The 25,097-nt window shown below is 73.9% G+C and carries 14 protein-coding genes and 1 rRNA gene; 12 read left to right on the top strand and 3 right to left on the bottom strand.

Annotated features, from left to right (window positions below; translation table 11 throughout):
• Window positions 1–87 (top strand): 5S ribosomal RNA (gene rrf / locus AB0O91_RS39485); the annotation flags it as partial.
• A 61-nt stretch (window positions 88–148) separates the two neighbouring features.
• The gene (locus AB0O91_RS39480) at window positions 149–1,012 is read left to right on the top strand and encodes a phosphatase PAP2 family protein (RefSeq protein ID WP_363443799.1); all 864 of its coding nucleotides are present in this window, start codon (window positions 149–151) and stop codon (window positions 1,010–1,012) included.
• On the opposite strand, the gene AB0O91_RS39475 is transcribed toward AB0O91_RS39480, so the two are convergent.
• Window positions 1,005–1,568 carry an acetate uptake transporter gene (locus tag AB0O91_RS39475; protein ID WP_363443796.1) on the bottom strand — a complete coding sequence of 188 codons (564 nt, stop codon included), beginning with the start codon at window positions 1,566–1,568 and terminating at the stop codon, window positions 1,005–1,007. The genes AB0O91_RS39480 and AB0O91_RS39475 overlap by 8 nt on opposite strands.
• 300 nt (window positions 1,569–1,868) lie before the next feature.
• Complete coding sequence (locus AB0O91_RS39470; protein WP_363443794.1) at window positions 1,869–4,430, bottom strand: SpoIIE family protein phosphatase; 2,562 nt, start codon at window positions 4,428–4,430, stop codon at window positions 1,869–1,871.
• A 560-nt stretch (window positions 4,431–4,990) separates the two neighbouring features.
• Between AB0O91_RS39470 and AB0O91_RS39465 the strand changes: the two genes are divergently transcribed.
• From AB0O91_RS39465 to AB0O91_RS39425, 9 genes are all read left to right on the top strand, one after another.
• Window positions 4,991–9,538 carry a HAMP domain-containing protein gene (locus tag AB0O91_RS39465; protein WP_363443801.1) on the top strand — a complete coding sequence of 1,516 codons (4,548 nt, stop codon included), beginning with the start codon at window positions 4,991–4,993 and terminating at the stop codon, window positions 9,536–9,538.
• Between the two features lie 297 nt (window positions 9,539–9,835).
• Window positions 9,836–10,471 carry a response regulator gene (locus AB0O91_RS39460; protein ID WP_363443791.1) on the top strand — a complete coding sequence of 212 codons (636 nt, stop codon included), beginning with the start codon at window positions 9,836–9,838 and terminating at the stop codon, window positions 10,469–10,471.
• 148 nt (window positions 10,472–10,619) lie between these two features.
• Window positions 10,620–13,304 carry a DNA translocase FtsK gene (locus AB0O91_RS39455; protein WP_363443788.1) on the top strand — a complete coding sequence of 895 codons (2,685 nt, stop codon included), beginning with the start codon at window positions 10,620–10,622 and terminating at the stop codon, window positions 13,302–13,304.
• 267 nt (window positions 13,305–13,571) lie between these two features.
• A complete protein-coding gene (locus AB0O91_RS39450; protein WP_363443785.1) occupies window positions 13,572–14,432 on the top strand; it encodes a RodZ domain-containing protein in 861 nt (286 codons plus the stop codon).
• A gap of 96 nt (window positions 14,433–14,528) precedes the next feature.
• Window positions 14,529–16,034 carry a 30S ribosomal protein S12 methylthiotransferase RimO gene (rimO, locus tag AB0O91_RS39445; protein WP_363443782.1) on the top strand — a complete coding sequence of 502 codons (1,506 nt, stop codon included), beginning with the start codon at window positions 14,529–14,531 and terminating at the stop codon, window positions 16,032–16,034.
• Complete coding sequence (gene pgsA / locus AB0O91_RS39440) at window positions 16,031–16,669, top strand: CDP-diacylglycerol--glycerol-3-phosphate 3-phosphatidyltransferase (RefSeq protein ID WP_363443779.1); 639 nt, start codon at window positions 16,031–16,033, stop codon at window positions 16,667–16,669. Before rimO ends, pgsA begins: the two co-directional genes overlap by 4 nt.
• Window positions 16,670–16,683: 14 nt before the next feature.
• Window positions 16,684–17,172, top strand: coding sequence for a CinA family protein (locus tag AB0O91_RS39435; protein WP_363443776.1), 489 nt, complete (start codon window positions 16,684–16,686; stop codon window positions 17,170–17,172).
• Window positions 17,173–17,487: 315 nt separating this feature from the next.
• The gene (locus AB0O91_RS39430; RefSeq protein ID WP_329924326.1) at window positions 17,488–17,856 is read left to right on the top strand and encodes a helix-turn-helix transcriptional regulator; all 369 of its coding nucleotides are present in this window, start codon (window positions 17,488–17,490) and stop codon (window positions 17,854–17,856) included.
• A 57-nt stretch (window positions 17,857–17,913) separates the two neighbouring features.
• Window positions 17,914–18,207 (top strand): hypothetical protein, encoded by a 294-nt coding sequence (locus AB0O91_RS39425; protein ID WP_363443772.1) that lies wholly within the window; start codon window positions 17,914–17,916, stop codon window positions 18,205–18,207.
• A 69-nt stretch (window positions 18,208–18,276) separates the two neighbouring features.
• On the opposite strand, the gene AB0O91_RS39420 is transcribed toward AB0O91_RS39425, so the two are convergent.
• Window positions 18,277–23,052, bottom strand: a complete 4,776-nt coding sequence (locus tag AB0O91_RS39420; protein ID WP_363443769.1) for an ATP-dependent helicase — start codon at window positions 23,050–23,052, stop codon at window positions 18,277–18,279.
• A gap of 341 nt (window positions 23,053–23,393) precedes the next feature.
• On the opposite strand from AB0O91_RS39420, the gene AB0O91_RS39415 reads away from it, so the two are divergent.
• Window positions 23,394–24,926, top strand: coding sequence for a S8 family serine peptidase (locus AB0O91_RS39415; RefSeq protein WP_363443766.1), 1,533 nt, complete (start codon window positions 23,394–23,396; stop codon window positions 24,924–24,926).
• The last annotated feature ends 171 nt before the right edge of the window (window positions 24,927–25,097 follow it).

Genomic DNA, 25,097 nt, shown 5'->3' with positions numbered 1-25,097 from the left:
GGTTACATTCCGAACCCGGAAGCTAAGCCTCACAGCGCCGATGGTACTGCAGGGGGGACCCTGTGGGAGAGTAGGACGCCGCCGAACAATCATTCCAAAAAGCCCCCCTCCCATTCGGGAGGGGGGCTTTTTGCGTTACCCTCTGCCAATGCAGAACCTGACCCTGACCTGGCAGACCGCCGGGGGTGCCGCCGTCGTCCTCTACGGAGGTGCGTACGCCGCCGCGAGGGTCCGGAAACCGGGGGTGTCGGCGCTGCTGCGGGAGGCCGGCACGCTGCTGGCGCTGTTCGCGCTCTGGCAGCTGGTGGGGCACCTGTCGGTGATGAGCACCGACCACGCGCTGGACCGGGCGGGCTGGATCCACCGGACCGAGCGGGCGATCGGCCTGCCGGACGAGGCCTCCTGGCAGGCGGCGGTCACGCCCCACCCGTTGCTGGTGCGACTGGCGAACTACTACTACGCGGTCATGCACTTCGCGGTGATGCTCGGCGTACTGCTCTGGGTCTTCGTGCGCCACCGGGAGCGCTACGCGTGGGTGCGCAACACGGTGGTGATCACGACCGCGGTCTGTCTGCTGGTGCAGTTCGTCCCGGTGGCGCCGCCGCGGATGCTGCCGCAGAGCGGGTTCGTCGACGTGGCCGCGGAGTACGGGCAGTCGGTGTACGGCGGTGCGGTCGGCGGCGTGGTGGTGGCCGACCAGCTGTCGGCGATGCCGTCGGTGCACGTCGCCTGGTGCGTGCTGGCGGCGGTCGCGGTGGTGCGGGTGTCGCGGAGCCCGTTGCGCTGGGTGGTGCTGCTGCACCCGGTGCTGACGGTCGCGGTGGTCGTGGTGACGGCCAACCACTTCTGGGCGGACGGCATCGTCGCGGTCGCGATCCTGTTGTTCGCCTACGCCGTCCTGGCGTCGGCGGCCCGGGTGTCGGCGGCACGGCAGCGGGGCCGGCGCCCCGTCGGGACGACGGAGCTCCGACCCCGCGCCGGTGCCGAGGACCGGCCCAGGCAGGTCACTTGACCGGCAGGGCGACCTTCCCCCAGGAGCCGTTGCTCAGCGCGGAGGTGGCCCGGTACCAGGCGGCGAGCCCGGCGACGGCGGCGACCCAGCCGGCGGCCTTGCCGAGGCCGCCGTAGCCGCCGAGGACGGCGATCGCGCTCAGCACCAGGGAGACCGTGAACAGGCCGTAGACGGCCCGGTTGACCAGGCCCGCGCCCCAGCTCGCGGCCGTCAGGCTGAGGGCGAGCAGGGCCCACAGCAGCAGGAACAGGCCTACGGCGTTCTTGCCGGCGCCGCCCGCCACCGACCAGGTCGCCCAGAAGGCACCGAGGCTGGTGAAGGCGGTCCCGGTGAAGCCCTCGTCGCGGCGGAGCTGCCAGAGGCCCGCGATGAAGAGGGTGACGCCGCCGAGGATGTGGGCGAGGTGGGTCGCGTCCCCGACACCGGCGCCGTGCAGGATCCCGGTGGAGAGCAGACCGTAGGCGAGAAGTGTGAGGCCGAGGGCGAGGTAGCCGAGGTTACCCGCGTCGGCTCCGGTGGAGCGGGCGTTCGTGGCCCCGGTAGCGTCGTTGCTCACCGGAGGCTCCTTTCACTCTGGGCGCGCGCAGGGCGCAGTGACGCTTGGTGTGTTCGGTGACGGGGGTGCGCGCGACCGCGCCGAGGGCGGCCGGCGGAGGGCCGGCGCGGGCAGCGGTCAGAAGTGAGGTCAGAAGTGATGGGCCGGCGGAGAGCCGCTGGTCACGTCCTCGCCGGGGGATTCCCCGGCGAGATCGGTGTACCCGGCACCGCTTGCTTGTACCCTTGTGAAGATAACAATTCGTGACGGCGTCAGTTGTGGGGGATGCTCATGACTGATGAGGCTCGTGGCTGACGACGCTCACGACTGACGCTGGGTCGGCACCCGCAGGGTCAGGATCGCCATGTCGTCGGAGGGCGGTTCCGGGGCGAAGCGCTCGACCGCGCGCTGCACCCGCATGGCGACCGCGCCGGCGGTCAGGCCGGTGCAGCCGGTGAGCACCTCGGCGAGGCCGTCGTCACCCAACATCCGCCGCCCCTCGCGGCGTTCGGTCACGCCGTCGGTGACGCAGAGCAGTACCTCGCCGGGGGAGAGCACCAGGTGCTCGGCGGTGAGTTCGAGGTCCTCCATGACACCGAGCAGTGGCTGCGGGGTGGCGGCCCGGTCGACCTGGCCGTCCGTGCGCAGGCGGAGCGGGAGCGGGTGGCCGGCGCAGACCAGGGACAGCTCGGTGCTGCCGTCCGGGCGGGGCGTCAGCTCGCCGTAGAGCAGGGTGAGGAAGCGGCTGCGGGCGCCCTCGTCCAGGATGGCCGCGTTGAGCCGGCGCAGGACCTGCGGGGCGTCCAGGCCCTCGCGGGCGAGCAGCCGCAGCGAGTGCCGGGCCAGGCCGGTGACGGAGGCGGCCTCCGGGCCGGTGCCGCAGACGTCGCCGATGGCGAAGCCGTAGGTGCCCTCGCGGATGGTGAACAGGTCGTAGAAGTCGCCGCCGACCTCGTTGCCCTCGCCCGCGGCCTGGTAGTAGACGTCCACCTCGACGCCCGGGATCTCGGGCAGGTCCGGCGGCAGCAGGCTGCGTTGCAGGGCCTGGCTGGTGGCGGTGCGCTCGGAGTAGAGCCGGGAGTTGTCGAGGGCGAGGGCGGCCCGGCGGGAGAGGTCCTCGGCGAGTTCGAGGATCTCCTGGCGGAACCGCACGCCGGCCGGGACGCCGAGCGCGAGCAGCCCGATGACCCGGTTGCGGGCGGTCAGCGGCAGGACGACGGTCTCGCCGAGCAGGCCGGCGAGTTCGGGGCTGTCGGTGAGGCCGCCGCCCTCGGCGGTCTCGGCGGGCCCGGTCCAGAAGCGCACGCCGTGGGTCGGACCGGCCTCGGGGGAGGGGGTCTTGTCGAGCAGGTCGCGCAGCGGGTCGATGCGGTCCTCGTCCTCGTGCAGGACGAAGGCGAGGCCGGCCGAGGAGCTGTGGTCGCCGTTGGTGTAGACGGCGCACCAGGAGGCGAGGGTGGGGACGGCCATCTGCGCCATCAGCGCGAGGGTCTGCTCGTGTTCGAGGGTGCCGGCCAGCAGGTCGGAGGCCTCGACCAGGAAGGAGAGCGAGCCGCGGCGCAGTCGTTCGAGCTCGGTCAGCCGGGTGCTCTCGACGGCCAGCGCGACCCGGTCGGCGGCGAACTGCAGGCGCAGCGCGTCCTCGTTGTCGTAGCGGCCGGGGGCGGTGGTGGCGATGCCGAGCGAGCCGATCAGGCGGCCCTCGACCTTGAGCGGGACGGTGACCAGGGAGCGCATGCCGCTGTCGGCGAGCAGCGGCAGGCCGGTCGGCCGGGCGGCGAGGTCCTCGTGCACCGACGGCAGCCGGGCGGAGTCGTAGCGGTTGCCGGTGCCCACCGGGAAGCGGGCGTGCCGGCGGTGCCCGGCGGGCAGGCCGGTGGCGGCGCGGACCTCGAACTCGGTCTCGTCGTCGGTGGTGAGCAGCAGGTAGGCGGCGTCGGCGTCGAGCAGGTCGCGGGCGCGTTCGGCGGTGCGCTGGAGCAGGGTGTCGAGGTCGTCGGTGGCGACCGGGCCGGCCAGCAGGTCGAGCCGGGGGCCGGCCGGGTCGGGCCGTTCGCCGGGCAGGGCGCGGGCGGGGGAGCGCAGGACGGCGCGGTCGGCTTCGAGGACGAGCAGACAGAGGGTGGAGGGCACGCCCTCGGTGTCGCGCACGCGGACCTGGACGCCGTAGACCTCGACCTCCTCGCCGTCGGGCCGCCGCACCGCGTAGCCGCCCTCCCAGCGGGCCAGCCGGAGGGTGTCGGTGAGGCCGAGGCCGCGGCCGGGGGACTGCGGCCAGACCGCGAGGTCGGCCCAGGGGCGGCCGAGGACGGTGGTGGCGGGGTGCCGGAAGAGGGCCTCGGCGTCCGGGTTCCAGGCCAGGACGCGGCCGTCCTCGTCGAGCTGGACGACGGCCACGTGCACCGGGCCGGGGCCGCTGGGCAGGTCGCTGCCGGGGGTGGCGGGGACGGCGTAGCGGGTGCCGGCCACGTGGGCGGGCAGGGCGAGGCGGAACCAGACGGTCTTCTGCCCGGCGGCGTACTCGACGCCCCAGCGTTCGGCGAGGGCGGAGCACATCAGCAGGCCGCGGCCGCCCTCGCCGTCGGGGTCGGCGTAGCGGTCGGAGGCGGCGACCGGTCCGTCGCCGAGCGAGGGCAGGCCGCGCTCGGGATGGTGGTCGGTGACCTCGATCCGGACGGTCTCCTCCTCGCGCAGGCAGCAGACCTCGGCGGCGGTGCCGGCGTGCACGACGGCGTTGGTGACCAGCTCACTGACCAGCACGACGGCGTCGTCGACGACCTCGGGCAGGCCCCAGCCGAGCAGCGCGTCCCGGACGAAGCCCCGGGCGGTGGCCGCGGACCGGCCGTCGGGGTCGAAGGTGGCGGCTGCGCGCGCGGTGACCACGTTGCCACTTCTCCTCTGCTGCTCTGGCCCTGACTGTCCGGGGCGCGGCGCCGACCTCCCCGGGGGCGTCGACCGGGGTGAGCGGCGGCGCTGGGGTCGGGTCGTGGCCCGGTGCAGCGCTCCACCCTACTTTCCGCTTGGTTCCCCGTGGGGGCGGGGCCGTGAAACAGGCACCTGAGGGTGATTCTGCCCACCTGTTTCGGACGGTGCGGGGACAACCGGGCGCAACCGGCCGTATACCCGGCGCCAGTGCTGCCAGACTGGGGGGTCCGCGACGGCCGGTGGGAGCAGTACGGTCGTGGGGGTGCCGGTGGGCCGCGAGGGTCGGCCGGTGTGCAGCCCAGCCGGGCCGGTGCCCGGGCCCGCGCCGTTCCGGCGCGGCGGTCACCGGACAGTTCACACGATGTGGGAGGGGCCCGTTGAGTTCGGCCACCAAGGACGCAACCAAGGACGCCACCGGAACGACGCCGCCCGCGCCGCGCGGCGGTCGGGCCGGGGCCGTGCCGCGGATCGCGGCGGGCCGGCGGTCAGGGCACAACCGCAGCGCGGAGCCGGCCGAGCTGCGCAAGCTGCTGGCGGCGCTGACCGCGATGCGGGACGGCAACTTCCGGCGTCGGCTGACCGTGCCGGGGGACGGGCCGCTGGCGGAGATCGCCGCGGTGTTCAACGAGGTCGCCGAGCGCAACCAGCACCTGACCGGTGAACTGGCCAGGGTGCGGCGGGCGGTGGGTCGGGAGGGCCGGCTGAACGAGCGGCTGGAGACCGGCGCGGGCGAGGGCGCCTGGATGGCGGCGGTCGACAACTGCAACGCGCTGATCGACGACCTGGCCCGTCCGATGGCCGAGGTGGGCCGGGTGCTGAGCTCGATCGCCGAGGGCGACCTGGACCAGAAGATGGAGCTGCGCTCGCTGCACAGCAACGGGGTGAGCCACCCGCTGCGCGGCGAGTACCTGAAGATCGGCCGGACGGTCAACGGACTGGTGGACCAGCTCTCGGAGTTCACCGACGAGGTGACCCGGGTGGCCCGTGAGGTGGGGACCGAGGGCAAGCTCGGCGGTCAGGCCAAGGTCCGCAGCGTGTCGGGCAGTTGGAAGGACCTGGCGGACTCGGTCAACACCATGGCGGGCCGGCTCACCGCGCAGGTGCGCAACATCGCCCAGGTGACCACGGCGGTGGCCAAGGGCGACCTGTCCCGCAAGGTGACCGTCGACGTGGCCGGCGAGATGCTGGAGCTGAAGAACACCGTCAACACGATGGTGGACCAGCTGAACGGCTTCGCGGCGCAGGTCACCACGGTGGCCAGGGACGTCGGGACCGAGGGGCGGCTGGGCGGTCAGGCGCAGGTGCCGGGCGTGGCCGGGGTGTGGCGGGAGTTGACCGATTCGGTGAACTTCATGGCCGACAACCTGACCGGCCAGGTGCGCAACATCGCCCAGGTGACCACGGCGGTGGCGCGCGGTGACCTCTCGCAGAAGATCGAGGTGGACGCGCGCGGCGAGATGCTGGAGCTGAAGAACACCATCAACACGATGGTGGACCAGCTCTCCGGCTTCGCCGAGCAGGTGACCCGGGTGGCCCGCCAGGTGGGCACCGAGGGGCGGCTGGGCGGCCAGGCCCAGGTGCCCTGGGCGGCCGGGGTGTGGCGGGACCTGACCGACAACGTCAACTTCATGGCGAACAACCTCACCGATCAGGTGCGCAACATCGCCCAGGTGACGACCGCGGTCGCCAAGGGCGACCTCTCGCAGAAGATCCAGGTGGACGCGCGCGGGGAGATCCTGGAGCTGAAGAACACCATCAACACGATGGTGGACCAGCTGTCCGCGTTCGCCGACGAGGTGACCCGGGTCGCCCGGGACGTCGGCACCGAGGGGATCCTCGGCGGGCAGGCGAGCGTGCCCGGGGTGTCCGGCACCTGGAAGGACCTGACCAACAGCGTCAACCTGATGGCCAACAACCTGACCATCCAGGTCCGCAGCATCGCCGAGGTGACCACGGCGGTGGCGCGCGGCGACGTCTCGAAGAAGATCACCGTCGACGCCCGGGGCGAGATCCTGGAGCTGGTGACGACCGTCAACACGATGGTCGACCAGCTGTCGGCCTTCGCCGACGAGGTGACCCGGGTTGCCCGCGAGGTGGGCACCGAGGGCATCCTGGGCGGTCAGGCCCGGGTGCGCGGGGTGTCGGGGATCTGGAAGGACCTGACCGACAACGTCAACTTCATGGCGTCGAACCTGACCGGACAGGTGCGCAACATCGCCGAGGTCGCCTCCGCGGTGGCCCGCGGCGACCTCTCCAAGAAGATCACCATCGACGCCCAGGGCGAGATCGCGACCCTCGCCGGGACCCTGAACACCATGGTCGACCAGCTGTCCGCGTTCGCGGTGGAGGTCACCCGGGTCGCCCGCGAGGTGGGCACCGACGGCACCCTGGGCGGTCAGGCGAGCGTGCCGGGCGTGGCCGGCATCTGGAAGGACCTGACCGACAACGTCAACCAGATGGCCAACAACCTCACCGGCCAGGTCCGCAACATCGCGCTGGTGATCACGGCGGTCGCCCGCGGCGACCTCTCGCAGAAGATCGACGTCGACGCCCGCGGCGAGATCCTCCAGCTCAAGACCAACATCAACACCATGGTCGACCAGCTGTCGGCCTTCGCCGACGAGGTGACCCGGGTCGCCCGCGAGGTGGGGACCGACGGACGGCTCGGTGGCCAGGCCCGGGTGCCCGGGGTCGACGGCACCTGGCAGGACCTCACCGAGTCGGTGAACGAGCTGGCCAACAACCTGACCCGGCAGGTGCGCGCGATCGCCCAGGTCGCCACCGCGGTGACCAGGGGCGACCTGAGCCTGCGGATCGACGTGGACGCCGCGGGGGAGCTCGACGAGCTCAAGGACAACATCAACCAGATGATCGCCAACCTGCGCGAGACCACCCGCACCAACCAGGAACAGGACTGGCTCAAGACCAACCTGGCCCGGATCTCCGGCCTGCTGCAGGGCCGCCGGGACCTGGAGGCGGTCGCCTCGCTGATCATGACCGAGCTGACCCCGGTGGTCTCCGCCCAGCACGGCGCCTTCTTCCTGGCCCAGCCGGCCGGCCGGACCGCCGAACTGATCACCGAGGACGACGACGAGAACGACACCGTGCTGCGGCTGATCGGCAGCTACGGCTACCAGCGGCGGGCGATGCCGACCACCTTCCGGCCGGGCGAGTCGCTGATCGGCCAGGCGGCGGTGGAGAAGCGGGCGATCATCGTCAAGGAGGCACCGCCCGGGTACCTCAAGATCGCCTCCGGTCTCGGTGAGGCCTCGCCGACCCACATCGTGGTGCTGCCGGTGCTGTTCGAGGGCCGGCTGCTGGGCGTGATCGAGCTGGCCACCTTCAGCTCCTTCACCACCGTCGCGCTGGACTTCCTGAACCAGATCGCCGATCTGATCGGGGTCACCGTCAACACCATCAGCGTCAACACCAAGACCGAGGGCCTGCTGCTGGAGTCCCAGCGACTGACCGCCGAACTCTCGATGCGGTCGGCTGAGTTGGAGGCGCGCCAGGAGGAACTGGAGCGTACCAACGAGGAGTTGCAGGAGAAGGCCGAGCAACTCGCCCAGCAGAACCGTGACATCGAGATCAAGAACAGCGAGATCGAGGAGGCCCGGCAGGTCCTGGAGGAGCGCGCCGAGCAGCTCGCGCTGGCCTCCCGGTACAAGAGCGAGTTCCTCGCCAACATGTCGCACGAGCTGCGCACCCCGCTCAACTCGCTGCTGATCCTGGCCAAGCTGCTCTCCGACAACAACGAGGGCAACCTGTCGCCCAAGCAGGTCGAGTTCGCCGACACCATCCACGGCGCCGGCTCCGACCTGCTCCAGCTGATCAACGACATCCTCGACCTGTCCAAGGTCGAGGCCGGGAAGATGGACGTCCGGCCGGCCCGGATCGCCCTGGTCCAGCTGGTCGACTACGTCGAGGCTACCTTCCAGCCGGTCGCCCTCGACAAGAACCTGGACTTCGCGGTGCGGGTCTCGCCCGCCCTGCCGGTGACCCTGCACACCGACGAGCAGCGGCTCCAGCAGGTGCTGCGCAACCTGATCTCCAACGCCGTGAAGTTCACCGACACCGGCGGCGTCGACTTCTCGATCAGCGCGGCCGGCCGGGACGTCCCCCAGCACGTGCGGGAGCGGCTGCTGGAGTTCGGCTCGATCCAGGGCCCGGACGACGAGCTGATCGCCTTCTCCGTCTCCGACACCGGCATCGGCATCCCCGGCAACAAGCTGCGGGAGATCTTCGAGGCGTTCAAGCAGGCCGACGGCACCACCAGCCGCAAGTACGGCGGCACCGGCCTCGGCCTGTCGATCAGCCGGGAGATCGCCCGGCTGCTCGGCGGCGAGATCCACGCCGAGAGCGAGCTGGGCAAGGGCTCGACCTTCACGCTCTACCTGCCGCTGCGCACCGACGCCCCGGACGCCGCCGAGCGGCCGGCCGAGCGCCCGGGCCCGGCGAACCAGCCGGTGCTGCGCGCCTCGGTCGGGGTGACCCCGGTGGGCCTGCCGGTGCCGGTCGGCGAAAGCCCGGCCGACCACTGGGCCCAGGAGGTCCGGGAGCTGGCCGAGGAGCGCCGTCGCGGTGCGGTGGAGCGCCGCCGCAGCGCCGCCCTGGAGAGCGCCGCGGCCCCCCGGGCGGTGGAGCCGGTCCAGCAGCCCCGGCCGGCCCGTGGCGACACCCGCTTCGACGGCCAGCAGGTGCTGATCGTGGACGACGACGTACGCAACGTGTTCGCCCTCACCAGCGTGCTGGAGCAGCACGGGCTGACCGTGCTGTACGCGGAGAACGGCCGCGAGGGCATCGAGATGCTGGAGCAGCACGAGAACGTGGCGCTGGTCCTGATGGACATCATGATGCCGGAGATGGACGGCTACGCGACCACCGAGGCGATCCGCCGGATGCCCCAGTTCGCCGGTCTGCCGATCATCGCGCTGACCGCCAAGGCGATGAAGGGCGACCGGGAGAAGTCCCTGGAGGCGGGCGCCACCGACCACATCACCAAGCCGGTGGAGACCGACCACCTGCTGGCGGTGATGTCCGAGTGGTTGAACGCGGACCGCGCGTGACGACGGCGGCGGGCGCGAAGCCCGGGGCGGGCCCCGGGCTTCGCGCCGGTCGGTCGGTCGGTTTGCTGGCGGTCGGGCCCGGGAACCCGGTAGGGTCACCGAGCGTTGCGAACAGTGACCGGACGGCGACACGCTGCTGAGCGTGCGCCGGAGCACTGGCTGCGCGCCGTTCCGGATCGGGTCACGACGGAGCGATGTGCCGGGCGAGGGGGTGCGGCTAGCATGACCGGGGTAGCGGTGGGCAGTACGCGGGTGCCTACACCGGGCGGCAGGCAGGCGACAGGAGGGCGAGCCCCGATGCAGAAGGCGAAGATCCTCCTGGTCGACGACCGGCCGGAGAACCTCCTGGCGCTGGAGGCGATCCTCTCCGCCCTGGACCAGACGCTGGTGCGCGCCGCCTCCGGCGAGGAGGCGCTCAAGGCGCTGCTGACCGACGACTTCGCGGTGATCCTGCTGGACGTCCAGATGCCCGGGATGGACGGCTTCGAGACCGCCGCCCACATCAAGCGCCGCGAGCGCACCCGGGACATCCCGATCATCTTCCTCACCGCGATCAACCACGGCCCGCACCACACCTTCCGCGGTTACGCGGCCGGCGCGGTGGACTACATCTCCAAGCCCTTCGACCCGTGGGTGCTGCGGGCCAAGGTCTCGGTCTTCGTCGACCTGTACGTCAAGAACTGCCAGCTGAAGGAGCAGGCCGCGTTGCTGCGGCTGCAACTGGAGGCGGGCGGCGGCGAGCCGGCCCTCGGCGGGGCGCTGCTCGGCGAGCTGTCCGCGCGGCTGGCGGCGGTCGAGGAGCAGGCGGAGGCGCTGGGCAAGCAGCTGGACGGCGCCGAGGACGCCGGGGTGGCCGCCACCGCGGCGCACCTGGAGCGCAAGCTGGCCGGCCTGCGCCGGGCCCTGGACGCGATGCGCCCCGGCAGCACGTAGGTGTACGACGGCGGGTTCACCCGTCCGAGTGGCCCGCTGGTGCGTCCGGGTGAAACCCGGTCAGCGTGACGGAGTGTCTGCGACACGTCGGGGCGCCCCGGCTCGGCCGCATGGGCACTGGTCGCCCGCCCCGGTAGGCTGCTGACCCATGGCCACTCGTACGCCCGGAAACGCCGCACGCAAACCGAGTCCGGGACCGTCCAAGAAGGCCGCGGCCAAGTCCCCGGGCAAGCCGCCCGCGAAGAAGGCGGCCGCCCGCCGGGCCCCCGCGAAGAAGGCGGCGGCCAGGTCGGCGCCGCCGGCTCCGCCGCGCCGCTCGGGGCTGATGAGCCTCCTCAACGCGCTGGCGAGCCCGATCGCCGCGATCTTCCGCGGAGTCGGCGACGGGGCCAAGAACCTCCACCCGGACCACCGCAAGGACGGGCTCGGCCTGCTGCTGTTCGGCCTCGCGCTGGTGGTCGCGGGCGGCACCTGGTTCAGCTCGGAGGGCTGGCTGAACGGCGCGGCCACCGCCGTGGTGTCCGGGCTGTTCGGGCGGCTCGACGTGCTGGTGCCGTTCCTGCTGGCCGGGATCGCGATCCGGCTCTGGCGCCACCCGGAGCTGCCGGAGGCCAACGGCCGGATCGTGATCGGGCTGAGCACCCTGCTGGTCGGCGTCCTCGGCTTGGTCCACATCGGCTGCGGCGCGCCCACCATGGGCAGCGGCGCCTCCCGGATAAGGGCGGCCGGCGGGATCATCGGCTGGGCCGCGTCCACCCCGATGATGGCCGCCGCCGGCGCGGTGCTGGCCGTGCCGCTGCTCCTGCTGCTGGCCTTCTTCGGCCTGCTGGTGGTCACCGCCACCCCGGTCAACCGGATCGGCGAGCGGCTGCGCGGGGGCGCGATAAGGCTCGGGGTGATCGAGCCCGGGCCCGAGGACGAACTGCGCTGGGGGCGCACGCCGGAGCACGAGCCGTCCACCGATCCGCCGGAGGACGCCGACCCCGACGCGCTGCCCTTCACCGTGGACACCGCCGCCGACGACCCGACCGACGAGGTGGCCGCCCGCCGGCGCCGCCGTCGGCGCCGGGCGGACGTCGAGGACGGGTCCGACGGGTCGCCGGAGGCCCACCGGGTCTCGCTGGACAAGGAGCCGCTGGACCCGTACGCCACCCGGGACCTGGCCGCCGGCGCGGCCGCCGACCTGGACGGCGCGCTGGTCTACGGGGTGCCCGCCTCCTCCGCGGTGGCGGACATGATGCACCAGGTCAAGGACCTCACCGCGCCGCCCGAGGAGCCCGCCGTCCCGGCCGCCCGCAGCGCCGGACCGGGCGCGCCCGCGGAGCACGGCCCGGCGCCGGTGCGGATGGAGCAGCTCCAGCTCGGCGAGGGCGTCACCTACGCGCTGCCCTCGCTCGACCTGCTGGAGCGCGGCGGCCCGGCCAAGGCCCGCAGCGCCCTCAACGACGAGGTGGTGGCCCAGCTCACCAGCACCTTCGCCGAGTTCAAGGTGGACGCGAAGGTCACCGGCTTCACCCGCGGCCCGACGGTCACCCGCTACGAGGTCGAGCTCGGCCCGGCGGTCAAGGTGGAGCGGATCACCGCGCTCGCCAAGAACATCGCCTACGCGGTGGCCAGCCCGGACGTGCGGATCATCAGCCCGATCCCGGGCAAGTCCGCGGTCGGCATCGAGATCCCCAACCGGGACCGCGAGATGGTCAACCTCGGCGACCTGCTGCGCTCGCGCACGGCCGCCGAGGACACCCACCCGATGGTCGTCGGCATGGGCAAGGACGTCGAGGGCCACACCGTGATGGCCAACCTCGCCAAGATGCCGCACATCCTGGTGGCCGGCGCGACCGGCGCGGGCAAGTCCTCCTGCATCAACTGCCTGATCACCTCGATCCTGGCCCGGGCCACCCCGGACGAGGTCCGGATGGTGCTGGTCGACCCCAAGCGGGTCGAGCTGACCGCCTACGAGGGCATCCCGCACCTGATCACGCCGATCATCACCAACCCCAAGAAGGCCGCCGAGGCCCTCCAGTGGGTGGTGCGCGAGATGGACATGCGCTACGACGACCTCGCGGCGTACGGCTTCCGGCACGTGGACGACTTCAACGCGGCGGTGAAGGCCGGGAAGGTCACCCCGCCGCTGGGCAGCGAGCGGGAGCTGCGGCCGTACCCGTACCTGCTGGTGATCGTCGACGAGCTGGCCGACCTGATGATGGTCGCGCCGCGCGACGTCGAGGACTCGGTGGTCCGGATCACCCAGCTGGCCCGGGCGGCCGGCATCCACCTGGTGCTCGCCACCCAGCGGCCCTCGGTGGACGTGGTCACCGGTCTGATCAAGGCCAACGTGCCGTCCCGGCTGGCCTTCGCGACCTCCGCGATGGCCGACTCCCGGGTCATCCTGGACCAGCCCGGCGCGGAGAAGCTGATCGGCAAGGGCGACGCGCTGTTCCTGCCGATGGGCGCCAGCAAGCCGATCCGCATGCAGGGGGCGTTCGTCACCGAGGCGGAGATCGCCAGGGTCGTGCAGCACTGCAAGGACCAGCTGAGCGCCGTCTACCGGGACGACGTGACGGTCGGGGGCGGGCCGAAGAAGGAGATCGACGAGGAGATCGGCGACGACCTGGACCTGCTGATCCAGGCGGCCGAGCTGGTGGTCTCCACCCAGTTCGGTTCGACCTCCATGCTCCAGCGCAAGCTCCGGGTCGGCTTCGCCAAGGCGGGCCGGCTGATGGACCTGATGGAGTCGCGCGGGATCGTCGGCCCGAGCGAGGGCTCCAAGGCCCGGGACGTGCTGGTGAAGCCGGAGGAGCTGGACGGGGTGCTGCTGACCCTGCGGGGCTGAGCCTCCCGGCCCTCCCGGGCCGGGTGGGTTCACTCGTTCGGAGGAGGGTAGGCGCGGTGTGGGGAACCGAATACCGGTACGCCGCGTCACAGGCCGGAAAGCGCCCCCTGGGTCCTGACGCGCACCTCCGCTGACGACCGGTCAGCGGGGGCCGGACCCCGGCCGGAGCGGGCACGCGCATTCGGGCCCGTTCCGCTTGAGAAACGATCCGCCCACGCCCCTAGACTGTTCTCCAGCAGGTGGCCATCCGCTCGAAAGGCGTGCCCCGTGACCATCGGCAAGTCCTCCGACCGCGAGACCGCCCCGTCGTCCGTCGAGCCGACCGACGACGCGGCGCAGGCGGCCGATGCCCCGAGCATCGGCCGGGTGCTGTCCGCCGCCCGGATCGAGGCGGGACTCACGGTGGACCAGGTGAGTACCGCCACCCGGGTACGGGTGCCGATCGTCCATGCCATCGAGGAGGACGACTTCGGGCGCTGCGGCGGCGACTTCTACGCCCGCGGGCACATCCGCGCGATCGCCCACGCGGTCGGCGCGGACGGCGAGGAGCTGGTCGCCCGCTACGACGCCGCGCACGGCGGCTCGCCGGCCTCCAGGCGCCCCGCCACCCAGCTGATCGACAGCGGCCCGATCAAGGTGCCCGGTCGCAGCCGGCCGAACTGGGCGGCGGCCATGGTCGCCGCGATCGTCGCGGTGGTCGCGCTGATCGGCTTCAACCTGGTGAGCGGCAAGAGCGGCCACACCGGCACCGGCACCGCCAGCGCGCCGCTGCCCAGCGGCTCCGGCACCGGCTCGGTCGCCGCGGCGACCCCGACCGTCCAGCCCCCGGCCCCCGTGCCGAGCGCCGCGGCGATCGCCGCCGTCCCGGCCGACAAGGTCACCGTGAAGCTGGTCGCCGAGGGCACCAGCTGGGTCTCGGCGACCGACGGCAGCGGCAAGTCGCTGTTCCAGAACAACATCAGCGACGGCCAGGACCAGACCTTCACCGACCCCAAGCAGATCAAGCTGGTGCTCGGCAACGGCGGGGCCGTGCACGCGTACGTCAACGGCAAGGACCTCGGTGTCCTCGGCAAGGACGGCCAGGTGGTGCACGTCACGTACACCCCCGGAGACCCGCAGGCGGGCTGACCACAGGGCCCGCCGGGGCCGTCGATGATCAGCTGATCGAAGGCACGCGGCCTCCGGGGCGAACGGCACCGGAGGCCGCGCGTTAATCTTGGGCCTATGCCTGAACGCCGCACTGTCGCCCTTGTCACGCTCGGATGCGCCCGCAACGAGGTGGACTCCGAGGAACTCGCCGGGCGACTGGAAGCCGACGGCTGGTTGCTCGTCGACGATGCCGCCGAGGCCGATGTCGCCGTCGTCAACACCTGTGGCTTCGTCGAGGCCGCCAAGAAGGACTCCGTCGACGCCCTGCTGGAGGCCAACGACCTCAAGGGGCACGGCCGTACCCAGGCCGTCGTCGCGGTCGGCTGCATGGCCGAGCGGTACGGCAAGGAGCTCGCCGACGCGCTGCCCGAGGCCGACGGGGTGCTCGGCTTCGACGACTACTCCGACATCTCCGACCGGCTGCAGACCATCCTCTCCGGCGGCCACCACGCCCCGCACATCCCGCGCGACCGCCGCAAGCTGCTGCCGATCAGCCCGGCCGAGCGGCAGTCCGCCGCCGAGGCCGTCGCGCTGCCCGGCCACGGCGCCGAGGCCGCCGCCGAGCCGATCAGCGACCTGCCCGAGGGCCTCGCCCCGGCCTCCGGCCCGCGCACCCTGCGCAAGCGGCTGGACGACAACCCGGTCGCCTCGGTCAAGCTCGCCTCCGGCTGCGACCGGCGCTGCTCCTTCTGCGCCATCCCCGCCTTCCGCGGCTCCTTCATCTCCCGCCGCCCCTCCGACGTGCTCCAGGAGGCCCAGTGGCTGGCCGGGCAGGGCGTCCGCGAGGTCGTCCTGGTCAGCGAGAACAACACCTCGTACGGCAAGGACCTCGGTGACATCCGGCTGCTGGAGACGCTGCTCGGCGAGATCTCCGTGATCGAGGGCGTCGAGCGGGTGCGGGTCTCCTACCTGCAGCCCGCCGAGATGCGCCCCGGCCTGATCGACGCGATGACCGGGACCACCGACGTGGTGCCCTACTTCGACCTGTCCTTCCAGCACTCGGCGCCCGCCGTGCTGCGCCGGATGCGCCGCTTCGGCTCCACCGACCAGTTCCTGCAGCTGCTGGGGACCATCCGGGACAAGGCCCCGCAGGCCGGCGCCCGGTCCAACTTCATCGTCGGCTTCCCCGGTGAGACCGAGGCGGACTTCGCCGAGCTGGAGCGCTTCGTCACCCACGCCGGACTGGACGCGATCGGCGTCTTCGGCTACTCCGACGAGGACGGCACCGAGGCGGCGACCTACGACGGCAAGCTGCCCGAGGACGTGGTCGCCGACCGGCTGGCACGGCTGAGCCGGCTCGCCGAGGAGATGACCGCCCAGCGGGCCGAGCAGCGGATCGGCACCGAGGTCGAGGTGCTGATCGAGTCGATCGAGGACGGCGTGGTCGAGGGCCGGGCCGCCCACCAGGCCCCGGAGACCGACGGCCTGACCACCCTGCACGGCGTCGAGGACCCGCGGGTCGGGCAGTTCTGGCGGGCCACCGTGGTGGCCAGCGAGGGCGTCGACCTGATCGCCGAGGCGCTGGAACAGGTGCGCGTGCCCGGGACCGCGGGGGCCGAGGCTCCGGGAGCCGGGGAATGACCAAGGGGCCCGGCGCCCCGGCCGCGGCCCACCCGGGCAGACCGGCGGCCGCCCTGCCGACGGCGCCGGGCGTCTGGAACATCGCCAACGTGCTCACCATGGTCCGGGTGCTGCTGGTGCCGGTCTTCGTGGCGCTGCTGTTCGCCGACGACGGGCACAACCCGAAGTGGCGGGCCGTGGCCTGGGCCTCGTTCGCGATCGCGATGATCACCGACCTGTTCGACGGGGAGATCGCCCGCCGCAAGGGGCTGGTCACCGACTTCGGGAAGATCGCCGACCCGATCGCCGACAAGGCGATCATGGGCGCCGCGCTGATCGGGCTCTCCCTGCTCGGCGACCTGCCCTGGTGGGTCACCGCGGTGATCCTGGCCCGGGAGCTCGGCATCACGCTGATGCGCTTCTGGGTCATCCGCTACGGGGTCATCCCGGCCAGCCGCGGCGGCAAGCTCAAGACGCTGACCCAGGGCACCGCGGTGGGCATGTACGTGCTGCCGCTGACCGGCTGGCTGGCGACCGGGCGGGCCTGCCTGATGGGCCTGGCGGTGCTGCTGACCGTCGGGACCGCGCTCGACTACATCGGACAGGCGCTGCGACTGCGCCGTGAGGGTGCGGCCGCGGAGCGCGCGGACCGCTAGGGAACGGGGGCCCGGTGACGGACTACGAGCTGGCCGAGCGGGTGCACGCCGCGCTGCGGGCGGAGGGCGGCACGCTGGCCGTCGCCGAGTCGCTCACCGGGGGCCTGCTGGCCGCCGCGCTGGTGGACGTCCCCGGGGCGTCGGCGACCTTCCGCGGCTCGGTCACGGCGTACGCGACCGAGCTGAAGGCCTCGGTGCTCGGTGTGGACGAGGGCCTGTTGGACGTGTACGGTCCGGTCCACCCGGTGGTGGCCCGACAGATGGCCGAGGGCGTCCGCGGACTGCTGGGCGCCACCTACGGGCTCGCGACGACCGGGGTGGCCGGTCCGGAGCCGCAGGACGGGCGGCCGGTGGGCACGGTACACCTGGCGGTCGCCGGCCCGGGCGGAACTCTGGTCAGTTCGCCCCTGCTGTCGGGCGCTCGTGCCACAATCCGTCACGGGGCGGTGACCGCCGCACTGGAACTGCTCGCCGGCCGGCTCAGCGGCCGGGCCCGGTCCTAGCCGCCCGCGGCCGGATCTCCACCGGGCCGTGATAGGCCGGACCTGCCCGTGGGGACGGCTCGGCCGGAGGATCGTGTTACATCCAACGGCCTGGTTGGGCAGAAACCAGGTGGCGAACGAGTTGCGTGACGGTGGCCGGGTGGGCCAGGTCGGGTACCACGAGGGGCCCGCGAACCCGGGTACGACACCGGAACAAGGAGGGGGACGGCCTTGCAGCCCAGAGTGAACACGACCAGGGTCCCCGCACGCGAAGCGGGCAAGGCGGTACGGTGGGGGCGTGACATCTCGATCCGCAGTCCGAGGAGGGAGGCACCGATGATCCTGCTCCGTCGCCTACTGGGCGATGTACTGCGTCGGCAGCGCCAGCGCCAGGGCCGCACACTCCGCGAGGTGTCGGCGGCCGCACGGGTTTCGCTCGGATACCTCTCCGAGGTCGAGCGGGGACAGAAGGAGGCCTCCTCGGAGCTGCTCTCCGCCATCTGCGACGCACTCGACGTCCGGATGTCCGAGGTCATGCGCGAGGTCAGCGACGAACTGTCGCTCGCCGAACTTGCGGCGATGGCCACCCTCTCCGAAGGTGATCTGCTGAGGCCGGTACTCGAACCGGTTCCGCTGCCCGCCCCCGGCGCCGACCGGGCGACCATGTCGCCCAAGTCCGCCGCGATGGACGTGGTCGCCGCCTGAATCCGGCCTCGACACCCGGGCTGCTCCGATGCCCGGGGCGAGCGGAGGAGGGCGGTCGTGCGAAGAGTCGCGACGGTGCGCACGGTGGCCCGAATACGGCTGCGGGCGCGGCGATTGGTGCCCTGGCCCGCCCGGTGGGTCCTGGTGGCCCTCGCGGCCGGGCTCGCCTGGTGGCTGGTGGCCGTCCGGGGCCAGCTGGCCGACGGCGCCGTGCTGGGTCTGCTGGCGGCCGGCGGCTGGGGACTCGGTCTCATTCCGGTCCACGCCGACCGGAACGCCACCGGACCGGTGCGCCGCCGCCCGGCGGCGGCCGTGGGCCGGGTGGAGGCACCGCCGCCACCGATCGGGTGAACGGACGTGCACGGAGGCCGCGGGGTCGTTGACTCCGCGGCCTCCGTGCTGCTCACCCGCCCCGGGCCGTCACGGCCGCAGCCGCAGACCGCGCGGGGTGGCGTGGAAGCCGGCCTCCTCCAGCGCGCGGCCCAGCTCGGAACCCAGCGCGGGCTCGCCGTTGGCCCGCTCGACCGTGACGCTGCCGAGCGCGCCCGCCCGGACCGCCCCGGCAAGCGCCCCGGCGGCGGCGGACAGCGTCGCGCCGTCCTCCGTCCAGGACAGCAGGGACTTGCCGCCCCGCTCCACGTACAGCACCAGCTCGCCGTCCACCAGGACCACCAGGGCACCCGCCTTGCGGCCCGGGCGGTGCGCCCCGGCCTCCTTGGCCCCCGCCTCCGACCGCGGGGCGGGCGGCTCGGGCCAGGGCAGCGCGGCACCGTAGGCGTTCGCCGGATCGGCGGCGGCCAGCACCAGCAGCTGCGGCGGCTCGGCGGCCGGCGCGGCCGGCCACTCGGCGGCCCGGGCCCGCTCCAGCCGGCCGCTGACCGAGCGCAGCCGGTCGGCGGCGCCCTCCACGGCGAACTGGGCACCGCCCAGGCCCTCGACGAAGTAGCCGCGACGGGCCCGGCCGCGCTCCTCCATCGCGGCGAGCACCCGGTACACCCCGGCGAAGCCGCCGGGCACCCGTTCGGCCGCGACCGTGCCCCGGGTGAGCAGGCCGTGCCGGTCCAGCAGGCTCTGCGCCCGGGCGGTGGCCCGGACCGTCGGATCGGCGGCCGGCGCGGGCAGCAGCGACCAGCGCCCGGCCACCGTCGGGGGGCCGCTGCGCAGGGCCCCGCCGGGCCGGCCCAGGGCGCGGCCCGCACCGCCGTAGCGGCCGCGCGGGGTGGCCCGGGGCGCGCGGTGGGCGGTGGCACCGGCCGTCCGGCCGGAGCCGAGCAGGGCGCGCATCGGGGCGAGCGTGTCATTGGTGACGCAACCGGCCCAGACCAGGTCCCAGAGCGCCTCGACCACCGCCGGCTCCGGTGTCTCCGGCGGCAACTGCTGGACGAGCTGGCGGAAGAACAGGCCGTAGCCGCCCGCCAGGGCCTCCAGCAGGGCGCTGTGCAGCGGGGTGAGCGCCGGCGGGACGGGCTCCGGGCGCAGCAGGTGGGCGTTCTCGGCCAGGTGCAGGGAGAGCCAACCGTCCTTGCCGGGCAGCGCGCCGGCGCCGCACCAGCCGATCTCGCCGGCCGCCGTCAGTTCGTCCAGCAGGCCGGGGGAGTAGTCGGCGAGCCGGGCCGGGAGGATCAGCTTCTCCAGGGCGGAGGCGGGCAGCGCGGTGCCCTGGAGCTGTTCGACCACCCGGAGCAGACCGTCCGGGCCGCGCAGCCGGTGGCCGGCCAGGTGCTGCCACTGCGGGAGGAAGGCGGCCAGGGCGCGCGGCGGGACCGGCTCCACCTCCTGGCGCAGGGCGGCCAGCGAGCGGCGGCGCAGCCGGCGCAGCACCTCGGTGTCGCACCACTCGGCGGCGTGCCACTCGGGTGTGGCGGGCCGCTCGGGGGCGGGGTGCCGCTCGGGGTCGGGGTGGCCGGCGGGCCTGAACTGGCCCTGGACCAGCCGGCCGGCCGCGGTGAGCCGTTGCAGGGTGCCGGTGACCACGGCGGTGCCGAGGCCGTAGCGGGCACCGGCCTCGGCGGCGGTGAAGGGGCCGTGGGTGCGGGCGTGCCGGGCCAGCAGGTCGCCCAGCGGGTCCTTGACCGGCTCGGTGAAGGCCTCGGGGACGCCGACCGGCAGCGGGGTGCCCAGCGCGTCGCGCAGCCGTCCGGCGTCCTCGATCGCGGCCCAGCGCTGCTCACCGGCGATCCGGACCTGGATCACCCGGCGGGCGGCCTCCAGCTCCAGGGCCCACAGCGACTCGGCGCCGCGGGTCGTCAACTCGGCCTCGGTGAGCGGGCCGAGCAGGCGCAGCGCGTCGGCGACGCCCTCGGCGTCCCTGATCCGGCGCTCGGGGGTGCGGCGTTGGAGCTCGGCCTCCAGTTCGGCGAGCACCCCGGGGTCGAGCAGCTCGCTCAACTCGGCCTGGCCGAGGAGTTCGGAGAGCAGCCGGGAGTCGAGCGAGAGGGCGGCGGCCCGGCGCTCGGCGAGCGGGGAGTCGCCCTCGTAGAGGAACTGGGCGACGTAGCCGAACAGCAGCGAGCGGGCGAAGGGGGAGGGCTCGGGGGTGGTGACCTCGACCAGGCGGACCGCCCGGGATTCGAGGTCCCCCATCAGCTCGACCAGTCCGGGGACGTCGAAGACGTCCTGGAGGCACTCCCGGACGGCCTCCAGGACGATCGGGAACGAGCCGTACTCGGAGGCGACTTCGAGCAGTTGGGCGGCGCGCTGGCGCTGCTGCCAGAGCGGGGTGCGGCGGCCGGGGCTGCGGCGCGGCAGCAGCAGGGCGCGGCCGGCGCACTCGCGGAAGCGGGAGGCGAACAGGGCGGAGCCGCCGACCTGTTCGGTGACCAGCTGCTCGATCTCGGCGGCCTCGAACAGGGCGGCGTCGGCGCCGACCGGGGCCTCGTCGGCGGCCGGACCGGTCGGTGCGGAGGGGGCGGCGAAGTCGAAGTCGGGGGCGAGCAGGTCCGCGTCCGGGAGGCGCAGCACGATGCCGTCGTCGGCGTGCATGACCTGCGGGTCCAGGCCGTGCTTCTCGCGCAGCCGGGCACCGAGGGCGAGCGCCCAGGGGGCGTGCACCTGGGCGCCGAAGGGGGAGTGGATGACGATCCGCCAGTCGCCGAGTTCGTCGCGGAAGCGCTCGACCACGATGGTGCGGTCGTCGGGGAGGTGGCCGCAGGCGGCGCGCTGCTCGGCGAGGTAGTCGAGGAGGTTGGCGGCGGCCCAGTCGTCCAGGCCGGCCCGCTTGAGGCGCTCGGTGGCCTCGGCGGGCCGGAGGGCGCCCAGCTCGCGGGTGAACGCGCCGAGGGCGCGGCCGAGTTCGAGCGGGCGGCCGAGGGTGTCGCCCTTCCAGAACGGGAGCCGGCCGGGGACGCCGGGGGCGGGGGTGACCAGCACCTTGTCGTGGGTGATGTCCTCGATCCGCCAGGAGGTGGTGCCGAGGGTGAACACGTCGCCGACGCGGGACTCGTAGACCATCTCCTCGTCCAGCTCCCCGACCCGGCCGCCGCCCTTCCCGCCGCTCTTGCCCCCGGCGGCGGTGGAGCCGGCGATGAAGACGCCGAACAGGCCGCGGTCGGGGATGGTGCCGCCGGAGGTGACGGCCAGCCGCTGGGCGCCGGGGCGGCCGGTCACCGTGCCGGTGACCCGGTCCCAGACCACCCGGGGGCGCAGCTCGGCGAAGGCGTCCGAGGGGTAGCGGCCGGCCAGCATGTCGAGCACGGCGTCGAAGGCGGACTGCGGGAGCGTGGCGAAGGGCGCGGCCCGGCGGACCACGGCGAGCAGGTCGTCCACCGGCCAGGCGTCCAGGGCGGTCATCGCGACCAGTTGCTGGGCGAGCACGTCCAGCGGGTTGCGCGGGACGCGCAGTGCCTCGATCCGGCCCGCCCGCATCCGTTCGGTGACCACGGCGGACTGCACCAGGTCCCCCCGGTACTTGGGGAAGAAGACGCCGGTCGAGACGGCGCCGACCTGGTGGCCCGCCCGGCCGACCCGTTGCAGGCCGGAGGCCACCGAGGGCGGGGACTCGACCTGGACGACGAGTTCGACCGCGCCCATGTCGATGCCCAGCTCCAGGCTGGAGGTGGCGACCACGGCGGGCAGCCGGCCGGCCTTCAACTCCTCCTCGACCAGGGAGCGCTGCTCCTTGGAGACGGAGCCGTGGTGGGCGCGGGCGATCACCGGGGGCGCGCCCTTGGCGGCGCCCGAGCCGCCCATCAGCTCGGCCGGGGCGTGCGCCTCGGGGGCGGCGGTGCCGGTGGCGCGCTCGTACGCGATCTCGTTCAGCCGGTTGCAGAGGCGTTCGGCCAGGCGGCGGGAGTTGGCGAAGACGATGGTCGAGCGGTGCGCCTCGACCAGGTCGACGATCCGCTCCTCGACGTGCGGCCAGATCGAGGCCTGGCGCTGCGGGTCGGAGCCCGCCGCGCCGCCGGTGGCCGGGGCGACGGGGAGGTCGTCCAGGTCGGGGACGGGGACGACCACCGAGAGGTCGAACTCCTTGGCGGCGGCGGGCTGGACCACCGTGGCGCCGCGCCGGGGGCTGAGAAAGCGGGCCACCTCCTCGACCGGGCGGACGGTCGCGGACAGGCCGATCCGGCGGGCCGGGCGGTCCAGCAGTTCGTCCAGTCGCTCCAGGCTGAGCGCGAGGTGGGCGCCGCGCTTGGTGCCGGCGACCGCGTGCACCTCGTCGAGGATCACCGTGTCCACTCCGCGCAGGGCCTCCCGGGAGGCGGAGGTGAGCAGCAGGAAGAGCGACTCGGGGGTGGTGATCAGGATGTCCGGCGGGTGGGTCGCGAAGCGGCGGCGGTCGGCGGCCGGGGTGTCGCCGGAGCGGATCGCGACCTGGACCTCGGGCTCGGGCAGGCCCAGCCGGACGGCGGCCTGGCGCAGGCCGGTCAGCGGGGCGCGCAGGTTGCGCTCGACGTCCACCGCGAGGGCCTTCAGCGGGGAGACGTAGAGCACCCGGCAGCGGCGCTTGGGCTCGGCGGGCGGCGGGGTGCTGCTGAGCCGGTCCAGGGCGGAGAGGAAGGCGGCGAGGGTCTTGCCGGAGCCGGTCGGGGCGACCACCAGGACGTCGGTGTCCTGGCCGATGGCGCGCCAGGCCTCGGCCTGGGCGGTGGTGGGGGCGGGGAAGGCGCCGGTGAACCAGGCCCGGGTGGTGGGGGCGAAGCCGGCCAGCGGGTCGTCCGGGTGGGGGGTGTCGGCGGGTGGGGGTGGGGGCGCCATGCCCCCATGGTGCCGGGTGGGACTGACAAGTGGGGTGGGGGCGGGGTGGGCTGCGGGCCGGGTGGGGGAGTCGGGGGAGTCGGGGGAGTCGGGGGAGTCGGGGGAGCTAGGGGAGTCGGGGGAGTCGGGGGAGTCGGGGGAACTGCGGGGGCAGGAATGATGAACCGCTCATATGGTGATGAATCGGGCGCGTGATCAATTCGTGACCGCGGCCGCAGCAGTGCGGGCGCACCGGACCGACGAGCGGAGAGCGTGGGATGGCGCAGGCGCATCGGCCCGGCGGGTCCGTCGGCAGGCGCGGGATCCGTCGCCGCGGGGGCCGTCGCAGGGTCCGCGGGCCGGTGGGGGCGCTGCTCGCGATGCTGCTCGCGGCCCTGGTGCTGGGCGGCGCCGTGCCGTACGGGTCCGGGCCCGGGCGGACGTACCTCAGCTACCTGGTGCTGGCCGGGCGGGCCGATGCCGCGGGTGCCGCCCGGGCCGGGGCGGAGAGCCGGGCGGCGGGCGGGCAGGTGGTGCAGGAGTACCCGCAGATCGGGGCGGTGCTGGCGTACGCGACCGACGGCTTCGCCGAGCGGGTGCGGGCCCGGCCCGGGATCGCCGCGGTCGGGGCGACCCGGACGACGCCGGTGCTGGGGCCGCCGCGGGCGGTGGACGGGGCCGGGGACTTCGCGGCGGGGGGCCGGCGTGGGGGCTCGGGGGCGGGGGACCGGGTGGCCGGGGGCCCGGCCGTGGACGGGGTGGCCGGTGGCCCGGCGGAGGACGGGGAGGACGGGACGGTGCGTAGGGCGTCGGAGGGGTGGGACGGGGGGACGGTCACGGTGCCCGACCCGGGGGAGGGCGGTGCGTGGAACCTCGCCGCGGTGCACGCCGGAGCGGGGCGGGCCGGCGACGGCGCCGGGGGCGCCCCCGGCGCGGAGGCGATGCGCAAGGTGCTGGTCGCGGTGCTCGACTCCGGCGTCGACGACACCCATCCGGACCTGCGGACGGCCGTCGACCCGAAGGCCTCGGCCTCCTGCGCCGACGGGCGGCCGGACGCCCGGGCCGGTTCCTGGCGGCCCGACCCCGGGGTCGGGGAGAGCGGGCACGGCACCCACGTCGCCGGGATCGTCGGAGCGGCGGGCCGGGACGGGAAGGGCGTCACCGGGGTCGCCCCCGGAGTGCGGATCGCCGCCGTCCGGCTGCTCGGGCCGCTCGGGCAGTACTACGCGGAGAACATCGTCTGCGGGATGCTCTGGGCGGCCGACCACGGGGCCAAGGCGATCAACGACAGCTACTTCGCCGACCCGTGGAAGTACAACTGCCCCGAGGACCGGGACCAGGCGGCACTGATCGCCGCCGTCGGCCGGGCCGTCGCCTACGCCCAGCGCAAGGGCGCGGTGGTGGTCGCCTCGGCCGGCAACGACGGGCAGGACCTCGGCGCCGCCCGGACCGACGAGCGCAGTCCCAACGACCGGGTCTCCGGGCCGGCCCGGACCCGCTACCTGGGCGCCGAGTGCATCCGGCTGCCCGGCCAACTGCCCGGCGTGGTCACCGTCACCGCCGTCAACCGGGACGGGCGGCCGTCCTCCTACACCAACTACGGGCGGGGGCTGGTCTCGTTGGCCGCCCCGGGCGGGGACCCGGACGCGGGGGCGCAGGGGGCGATCGTCTCGGACTGGCCGGGCGGGCAGTACGCGGTGCTGGCGGGCACCTCGATGGCGGCGGCGCACGTGACGGGGGCGGTGGCGGTCGCGGCGGCGCTGCATCCGGACTTCGGGTCGGCGCGGTTGGCGGAGTTGTTGGCGGTGGCGGCGGCGGGGGCTTGTCCGGTGGGGGAGCGGGGGTGTGGGGATCGGCGGGTTTTCGGGGCGGGGGAGGTGGTGGTGCCTCGGTGAAAGGGGGCCGCTGCGCGGGGCTTCTGTGGGGGTGGGGGCTTTCGGGAGGGTGGGTGACGCCGGGGGCGGTGGAGGGGGTGGGTGCTGCGGGGGCTGGGTGATTTTCGGACTGCCGACTCTCATCGGGGGTGGCTGGGCGCCGTTGGCAGTCTGAAAATCACCCGTCACGCC

The sequence above is a fragment of the Kitasatospora sp. NPDC089797 genome (assembly GCF_040684795.1).
Classification (GTDB): Bacteria; Actinomycetota; Actinomycetes; order Streptomycetales; family Streptomycetaceae; genus Kitasatospora.
This window is presented reverse-complemented; position numbering and strand designations above follow the sequence as displayed.

Coding starts and splice junctions, on each gene's coding strand:
- AB0O91_RS39480 (WP_363443799.1), top strand. CDS start 149: ATGCAGAACCTGACCCTGACCTGGCAGACCGCCGGGGGTGCCGCCGTC.
- AB0O91_RS39460 (WP_363443791.1), top strand. CDS start 9,836: ATGCAGAAGGCGAAGATCCTCCTGGTCGACGACCGGCCGGAGAACCTC.
- AB0O91_RS39455 (WP_363443788.1), top strand. CDS start 10,620: ATGGCCACTCGTACGCCCGGAAACGCCGCACGCAAACCGAGTCCGGGA.
- rimO (WP_363443782.1), top strand. CDS start 14,529: ATGCCTGAACGCCGCACTGTCGCCCTTGTCACGCTCGGATGCGCCCGC.
- pgsA (WP_363443779.1), top strand. CDS start 16,031: ATGACCAAGGGGCCCGGCGCCCCGGCCGCGGCCCACCCGGGCAGACCG.
- AB0O91_RS39430 (WP_329924326.1), top strand. CDS start 17,488: ATGATCCTGCTCCGTCGCCTACTGGGCGATGTACTGCGTCGGCAGCGC.
- AB0O91_RS39420 (WP_363443769.1), bottom strand. CDS start 23,052: ATGGCGCCCCCACCCCCACCCGCCGACACCCCCCACCCGGACGACCCG.